This window comes from Streptomyces sp. NPDC006261, assembly GCF_040613515.1.
GTDB lineage: Bacteria > Actinomycetota > Actinomycetes > Streptomycetales > Streptomycetaceae > Streptomyces.
Window position 1 is genome coordinate 23,125 of the sequence record NZ_JBEXSI010000069.1, and the last position, 6,947, is coordinate 30,071.

7 protein-coding genes are annotated in these 6,947 nt (G+C 69.4%); 2 read left to right on the forward strand and 5 right to left on the reverse strand.

Translation table 11 applies throughout. The features are described from left to right. Positions 1 to 1,014 (reverse strand): TIGR03842 family LLM class F420-dependent oxidoreductase, encoded by a 1,014-nt coding sequence (locus tag ABZ154_RS30625; RefSeq protein WP_356837624.1) that lies wholly within the window; start codon positions 1,012 to 1,014, stop codon positions 1 to 3. A 191-nt stretch (positions 1,015 to 1,205) separates the two neighbouring features. Between ABZ154_RS30625 and ABZ154_RS30630 the strand changes: the two genes are divergently transcribed. Beyond that, positions 1,206 to 1,571 (forward strand): hypothetical protein, encoded by a 366-nt coding sequence (locus tag ABZ154_RS30630; RefSeq protein ID WP_356837625.1) that lies wholly within the window; start codon positions 1,206 to 1,208, stop codon positions 1,569 to 1,571. 73 nt (positions 1,572 to 1,644) lie between these two features. Here the strand turns inward: ABZ154_RS30630 and hydA are convergent, their stop codons facing one another. The 3 genes from hydA to ABZ154_RS30645 all read right to left on the reverse strand — a co-directional run bounded on the left by hydA (position 1,645) and on the right by ABZ154_RS30645 (position 5,314). Next, a complete protein-coding gene (gene hydA / locus ABZ154_RS30635; RefSeq protein ID WP_356837626.1) occupies positions 1,645 to 3,045 on the reverse strand; it encodes a dihydropyrimidinase in 1,401 nt (466 codons plus the stop codon). Positions 3,046 to 3,191: 146 nt separating this feature from the next. After that, the gene (locus ABZ154_RS30640) at positions 3,192 to 4,475 is read right to left on the reverse strand and encodes an aspartate aminotransferase family protein (protein ID WP_356837627.1); all 1,284 of its coding nucleotides are present in this window, start codon (positions 4,473 to 4,475) and stop codon (positions 3,192 to 3,194) included. Next, on the reverse strand, positions 4,472 to 5,314 hold the full coding sequence (locus ABZ154_RS30645; protein ID WP_356837628.1) for a nitrilase-related carbon-nitrogen hydrolase: 843 nt from the start codon (positions 5,312 to 5,314) through the stop codon (positions 4,472 to 4,474). Before ABZ154_RS30645 ends, ABZ154_RS30640 begins: the two co-directional genes overlap by 4 nt. 315 nt (positions 5,315 to 5,629) lie before the next feature. On the opposite strand from ABZ154_RS30645, the gene ABZ154_RS30650 reads away from it, so the two are divergent. Continuing rightward, positions 5,630 to 6,673, forward strand: a complete 1,044-nt coding sequence (locus tag ABZ154_RS30650) for an aldo/keto reductase (RefSeq protein ID WP_356837629.1) — start codon at positions 5,630 to 5,632, stop codon at positions 6,671 to 6,673. Between the two features lie 34 nt (positions 6,674 to 6,707). On the opposite strand, the gene ABZ154_RS30655 is transcribed toward ABZ154_RS30650, so the two are convergent. Further along, the gene (locus tag ABZ154_RS30655) at positions 6,708 to 6,893 is read right to left on the reverse strand and encodes a hypothetical protein (RefSeq protein WP_356837633.1); all 186 of its coding nucleotides are present in this window, start codon (positions 6,891 to 6,893) and stop codon (positions 6,708 to 6,710) included. Between the last annotated feature and the right edge of the window lie 54 nt (positions 6,894 to 6,947).

Here is a 6,947-nt window from a genome sequence, read left to right on the forward strand (position 1 = left end):
TCAGCCAAGCATCGGGATGATGTCCGAGCCGTAGGCGTCGATGGTGCCCTCGCGGTTGTCGTGCATGTTGTAGACCGCGAACTGGTCGACGCCCAGGGACTTCAGGTGGCGCAGCTTCTCCACGTGGGTCTCGGTGGGGCCCAGGAGACAGAAGCGGTCGACGATCCCGTCGGGGACGAACGCGGTGTCCGGGTTACCGGCGCGACCGTGGTGGGAGTAGTCATAGCCGTGGCGGTCCTTGATGTACGCGGTGAGTTCGTCCGGGACCATGCCGGAGTGTTCGCCGTAGCGGGCAACCAGGTCGGCGACGTGGTTGCCGACCATGCCGCCGAACCAGCGGCACTGTTCCCGGGCGTGGGCCAGGGCCTCGGGCGAGTCGTCTGCGGTGACGTACGCGGGGGCGGCGACGCAGATGGTGAGGGCGTCGGGGTCACGGCCGGCATCGCGGGCGGCGTTGCGCACCGACTTGACCATCCATTCGGTGAGGAAGGGGTCGGCGAGCTGGAGGATGAACCCGTCCGCCTTCTGCCCGGCCAGCGCGAGGGCCTTGGGCCCGTACGCCGCCATCCACACCGGCAGCCGCCCCTCCTTCACCCACGGGATCTGCACCGCCTGCCCGTCGACCGCGGCCTCCCGCCCCTCCGCGAGGTCGCGGATGACGTCGATGGCCTCCCCCACCCGGGCCAGCGTGTTGGGCCGGCGGCCCGCGACGCGCATCGCGGAGTCGCCGCGCCCGATCCCGCACACCGTGCGGTTGCCGTACATGTCGTTGAGGGTGGCGAAGGTGGAGGCGGTGACCTCCCAGGTGCGGGTGCCCGGATTGGTGACCATCGGGCCGACGATCATCCGGTCGGTGTGCTCCAGGATGCGGCTGTAGATGACGAACGGCTCCTGCCACAGCACTGCCGAGTCGAAGGTCCAGCCGTAGCGGAAGCCGTTGCGCTCGGCGCGGCGCATCAGGCCGACGACGGCGGAGGCGGGCGGGTCGGTTTGGAGGACGAGTCCGAAGTCCATGGTGAGATCTCCTGATCCAGTGGGGCAGATGCTGTTCAACTGTCTTCCGCAGCATCTGGGCGGGTTCTTCGCGGGATGCCGGGTGGACATCAGATGGTCCGAGACCATGTACAAGTAGGCGGATGTGATCGTCGTGAATCGGAGAACGCACGGCCAAGGCCGGGCCGGCTGCCCTGTTCGTCCTGGGCTGCGTGATCGGCTGTACCGGACCGGATCACACGATCGAGTCCGCTCAGGCGATCGGCCTCTGGAAGGCGGACGACGGCGGGCAGATCGAGTTCACCTCCGACGGCCGCTTCGAGATGTCCGGCATCGCTCGAAGCGCAGTGGTCTTCAGCTTCAGCGAACCTCCGCCGGGCGATGACCCCCTGGCCGGTGCCGGAACGTGGGAGCTGAAGAACCAGCGGCTCATCGAGCTCTCGCACGAGAAAGGCGGCTCCTTCTCTCATGTCGAACCGGGCAGCATGGGAATAGCCGAGAGCGGGAAGAACCCGCTGCTCTACTTCTCGACGAACAGCGACAAGGAATACGGGTACGAAGTTCAGAAGGGCTCGTAGGCGTTCCCCGTCGGACAGGGCCGGTTCCGTCTTCGGACGGGGCCGGCCCTGCCGCTGCGCAGCGGCTACGACGTCAGTCGGCGTACTGGCAGATCCCTCGCGGCAGATAGGCCCCGTGTCCGGCGCGGCCGGTGAACTTCCTCCCCTCGACAACGGGTTCACCGCGGGAGAGCACGGTCTCGACCTGGCCGGTGATCCGTTTACCCTCGTACGCCGAGTAGTCGACGTTCATGTGGTGCGTCTCGGCGGAGAGGGTCTGCTCCGCGTGCGGGTCGTAGATCACGATGTCGGCGTCGGCGCCCGGGGCGATGGTGCCCTTCTTCGGGTAGAGGCCGAACATGCGCGCCGGGGAGGCGCAGGCGATCTCGATCCAGCGGCGGCGGGTGATGTGCCCGTCCACGACGGCCTGGTGCAGCAGGTCCATCCGGTGCTCGACGCCCGGCATCCCGTTGGGGATCTTGGAGAAGTCGCCGCGGCCCATCTCCTTCTGGCCGGAGAAGCAGAAGGGGCAGTGGTCGGTGGAGACGACCTGGAGCTCGTCGTTCCGCAAGCCCCGCCACAGCACCTCCTGGTGCTCCTTGGGGCGCAGCGGGGTGGAGCAGACGTACTTGGCGCCCTCGAAGTCCGGCTCGGCGAGGTTGTCGGTGGAGAGGAACAGGTACTGCGGACAGGTCTCGCCGAAGACCGGGAGCCCTTTGTGGCGGGCGGCGGCGATCTCCTCCACGGCCTCGTCGGCGGAGACGTGGACGATGTAGAGAGGTGATCCCGCGACCCGGGCGAGCTGGATCGCGCGGTGGGTGGCCTCGGCCTCCAGGGCGACCTTGCGGACGTCTCCGTGGTAGCGGGGGTCGGTCCGGCCCGCGGCGAGCGCCTGCTCGACCAGGACGTCGATGGCGATGCCGTTCTCCGCGTGCATCATGATCAGCCCGCCGTTGCCGGACGCCTGTTGCATGGCCCGCAGGATCTGCCCGTCGTCGGAGTAGAAGACGCCCGGATACGCCATGAACAGCTTGAACGAGGTGACGCCTTCGGCGACGAGCCGGTCCATCTCCTTGAGCGAGGCGGGGTTCACGTCCGCGAGGATCATGTGGAAGGCGTAGTCGATGGCACAGTTGCCGTCGGCCTTGGCGTACCAGGCGTCCAGCCCTTCGCGCAGGGACTGCCCCACGCTCTGGACCGCGAAGTCCACGATGGTGGTGGTCCCGCCCCATGCCGCGGCCCGGGTGCCGGTCTCGAAGGTGTCGGCGGCGTACGTGCCGCCGAACGGCATCTCCATGTGGGTGTGCCCGTCGACGCCGCCCGGGATGACGTACTTGCCGGTGGCGTCGATGCTGCGGTCGGCGTTCCAGCTCTCCGCGGCGTCGGTGCCGTGTGCGGCGAGTGCGGCGATGCGCCCGCCCTCGACGAGGACATCGGCGTGGATCTCGTCGGACGCGGTGATGACCAGACCACCGCGGATGACGGTGCGGCTCATGGGTACCTCCTCGCTGGGGCGGTACAGGGGCCCTGCACGTGGACCCCCGTACGCTGTTCGGTCGGCGCTCGTACGGGTGCTGAGTCGGCGCTCGTACGGTGTTCAGCGAGCGCCCGCACGTCGTTCCGCCGGCGCTCGTACGGTGTTCAGCCGGCTGCGCGCAGGGCGTCCGCCAGGACCGACGCGCCCTCCTCGGCCTCGGCGACGGTCAGGGTCAGGGGCGGGGCGATCCGCAGCACGCTGGTGTTGTGGCCACCGCCCTTGCCGATGAGCAACCCGCCCGCGCGCGCCGCTTCGAGGACGGCCGCGGCCGCCTCCGGGTTCGCCTCGTCCGTGCCGGGCTGCACCAGCTCGATGCCGATCATCAGGCCCCGCCCGCGCACTTCACGTACGGTGGCGGATCCGGCGGCGATACCCCGCAGCCGCTCGATGAGAAGACCGCCCACACGCCTCGCGTTGCCCTGGAGGTCGTGCTCCAGGTGGTAGGAGAGGTTGGCGAGGCCGGCTGCCATGGTGACGGGTGAACCGCCGAACGTGGAGATGGAGTTGGCGTCCAGGCAGTTCATCACCTCCGCGCGGGCGACGACTCCGCCGATGGACATGCCGTTGCCGATGCCCTTGGCGAAGGTGAGGATGTCCGGCGGACCGTGCTCGGCGTGCGCCTGCCAGCCCCAGAAGTGCTCACCGGTACGGCCCCAGCCGGTCTGTACCTCGTCGGAGATCCACAGGATGCCGTGCCGGTCCAGGACTTCGCGGAACGCGGCGAACAGCCCGTCGGGCGGCGAGGTGAAGCCGCCGACGCCCTGGATGGGTTCCGCGATGAGTGCCGCGGCCTCCCGGGTGTGCCCGAGGAGGTCCTCCAGATCGGCGACACACGCCCGGATGAACTGGGCGTCGCTCAGCTCCGCGTACGGTCCCCGGGTGCGGACGCCGCCGTGGACGTACAGCGTCTGGAGCGGGGAGAGGGTCGTGGGTGACCAGGCGTGGTTGCCGGTGATGGAGACGGCCGAGAAGGAGCGGCCGTGGTAGCTGTTGCGCATCGCGAGGATCTGGTTGGACCCGCGGTACGCGGTGGCGAGCAGCAGCGCGGTGTCGTTCGCCTCGGTGCCCGAGGTGGTGAAGAAGACCCGGGCGTCGGGGATGCCGGAGAGGGTGGCGATCCGCTCGGCCAGCTCCACCATCGGGCGGTTGAGGTAGAGCGTGGAGGAGTGGATGATCCGCCCGGCCTGCTCGGAGACGGCCTTGGTGACCTCGGGCAGGGCGTGGGCGGTCATGGTGGTGAGGATGCCGCCGAAAAAGTCGAGGTAGCGGTTGCCGTCGGCGTCCCAGACGTACCGGCCCTCGCCGTGGGTGAGTTCGATGGGGTGGCGGTAGTAGAGGGCCAGCCACTCGGGGCTGACCGCGAGGTGGCGCTCGTACAGTCCGCTCACCGCTCCACCAGCCCGTCGTAGGCGTCGGGCCTGCGGTCCCGGTAGAAGGCCCACTGCTGGCGGACCTCGTCGATCAGGCCGAAGTCCAGGTCGCGGACGAGGAGTTCCTCCTCCTTGTCGCTGGCGACCTCCCCGACGAACTGGCCGCGCGGGTCGACGAAGTAGCTGGTGCCGTAGAAGTCGTTGTCGCCGTACTCCTCCTGGCCGACCCGGTTGATCGCGGCGACGAAATACTCGTTGGCGACGGCGGAGGCGGGCTGCTCCAGCTGCCAGAGATAGCCGGAGAGACCGCGCGAGGTGGCCGATGGATTGTACACCAACTGCGCGCCGTTGAGCCCGAGTTGGCGCCACCCCTCGGGGAAGTGCCGGTCGTAGCAGATGTAGACGCCGACCTTGCCGACGGTGGTGTCGAAGACCGGCCAGCCGGCGTTCCCGGGCTTGAAGTAGAACTTCTCCCAGAACCCCTTGACCTGCGGGATGTGGTGCTTGCGGTACTTGCCGAGGTACGAGCCGTCGGCGTCGATCACGGCAGCGGTGTTGTAGTAGAAGCCGGACTGCTCGACCTCGAAGACCGGGACCACGATCACCATGCCGGTCTCGCGGGCGAGGTCCTGCATCCGGCGGACGGTCGGCCCGTCCGGGACCGGTTCGGCCCAGCGGTAGTGCTCGGGGTCCTGGACCTGGCAGAAGTAGGGGGCGTTGAAGACCTCCTGGAACCCGATGATCTTCGCCCCCTGCCGGGCGGCCTCGCGCGCATGGTCCTCATGCTTGGCGATCATGGATTCGGTGTCGCCGGTCCAGGTCGCCTGGACGAGTGCGGCGCGTACGACGTGGGACATGAGCTGCTCCTTCGACGCGGCGTCAGAGAGCCTCTACGCGTTTTCTACGCACGTAGATCGGTGCATGGATGGAGAACGTAAGCCCCTCCGTCCGGCGGGGCAAGACCATCGCCGTGAACCGGCGGAGTCGATCATGTTTCGCACCCGAGCGGTCCACACCAGTCACGGTACGCATCACTCCGCGCACGCGCGGCACGTCCGTGAAGAAGCGCCAGGAGTTGCCCTGAAGTGCACTCCAACTCATAGCCTCCGAGCATCAACGGGAGTCACCTGGCATCGCATCACCACGCAACCGCCCAGTGAAAAGGATCCTTCATGCGCTGCACACTCTTCGGCAGGACCGGTCTGCGCGTCAGCGAGCTCGCGCTGGGCGCCATGACCCTGGGCCGGCACGCTTCCGGTCACGAGGCCGTACGGGAGACCTCCGGGCGGATCCTCGACGCGTACCTGGAGGCGGGCGGCAATTTCCTGGACACGGCCGACGTCTACGCGGGCGGCACCTCCGAGACGGTCCTGGGCGAGCTGCTGGGCGACCGCCGCGACGCGCTCGTCCTCGCCAGCAAGTACACCTGTGCGACCAGGCCGGGCGACGTCAACTCCGGCGGCAACCACCGCAAGAACCTGGTGCAGTCCGTGGAGGCGAGCCTGCGGCGGCTGCGGACGGACCGGCTGGACGTCCTCTGGGTGCACGCCCGGGACAACTTCACCCCGGTCGAGGAGGTCATGCGCGCCCTCGATGATCTGGTCCGGAGCGGCAAGGTGCTGTACGTGGGGGTGTCCGACTGGCCCGCCTGGGAGATCGCCCAGGCCAGTACGGTCGCCGAGCTCCGCGGCTGGACGGCGTTCACCGGTTCGCAGCTGCGCTACAGCCTGCTGGAGCGCACCCCGGAGCGTGAACTGCTGCCGCAGGCCCGCGCGTTCGACCAGGCCGTCTTCGCCTGGAGTCCGCTCGCCCGGGGCCGCCTCGCCGGCGGCCGGGAGGAAACCGCGGTGGGCGGGGCCGACGAGGCGGAGCTGCGCGCCCGGGAGACCGTGCGGGCCGTGGCCGAGGTCGCCCGGGAGGGCGGCTGGAGCCCGGCCGCGGTGGCGCTGGCCTGGCTGCGCGGCCGCCCGGGCAACATCGTCCCGATCCTCGGCCCGTCCACCCCGGACCAGCTCACCGACGCCCTCGGCTGCCTGGGTGTGGGGCTGGACTCGGCGGCCGTGGAGCGGCTCGACACGGTGAGCGCGGTGCCGCTGGGCTTCCCGCACGACTTCCTGCGCGAGGAGGCGGTGCGCGAGACGGTGTACGGGGACCGCTGGGCGTCCATCGAGGACCGGCGCTCGACCTATCGGCGTACCGCCTTCGAGGTGCTCTGAGCCCTCACCGGCCGGGGAGGGCTCAGATGCCGCCTCACACCCCCGGCACACCCGCCACCCGCAACGCGTGGACCAGGTCCCACTCCCGCTCCACCGACACCTCTCGGGCCGCCGCCAGCAGGTGCCTCAGGACGCGGTCCCCGCCGGCGCCCGCCACCTCGGCCGCCTCCTGCGGCGTACACCGATCAGGGGGTGACGACTGGTCGCCTGGATGCGCCATTCCGGGTCGCTGTCCCTTTCGCCCATTCCGATGACGAGAAGATCCTCCCGGCCT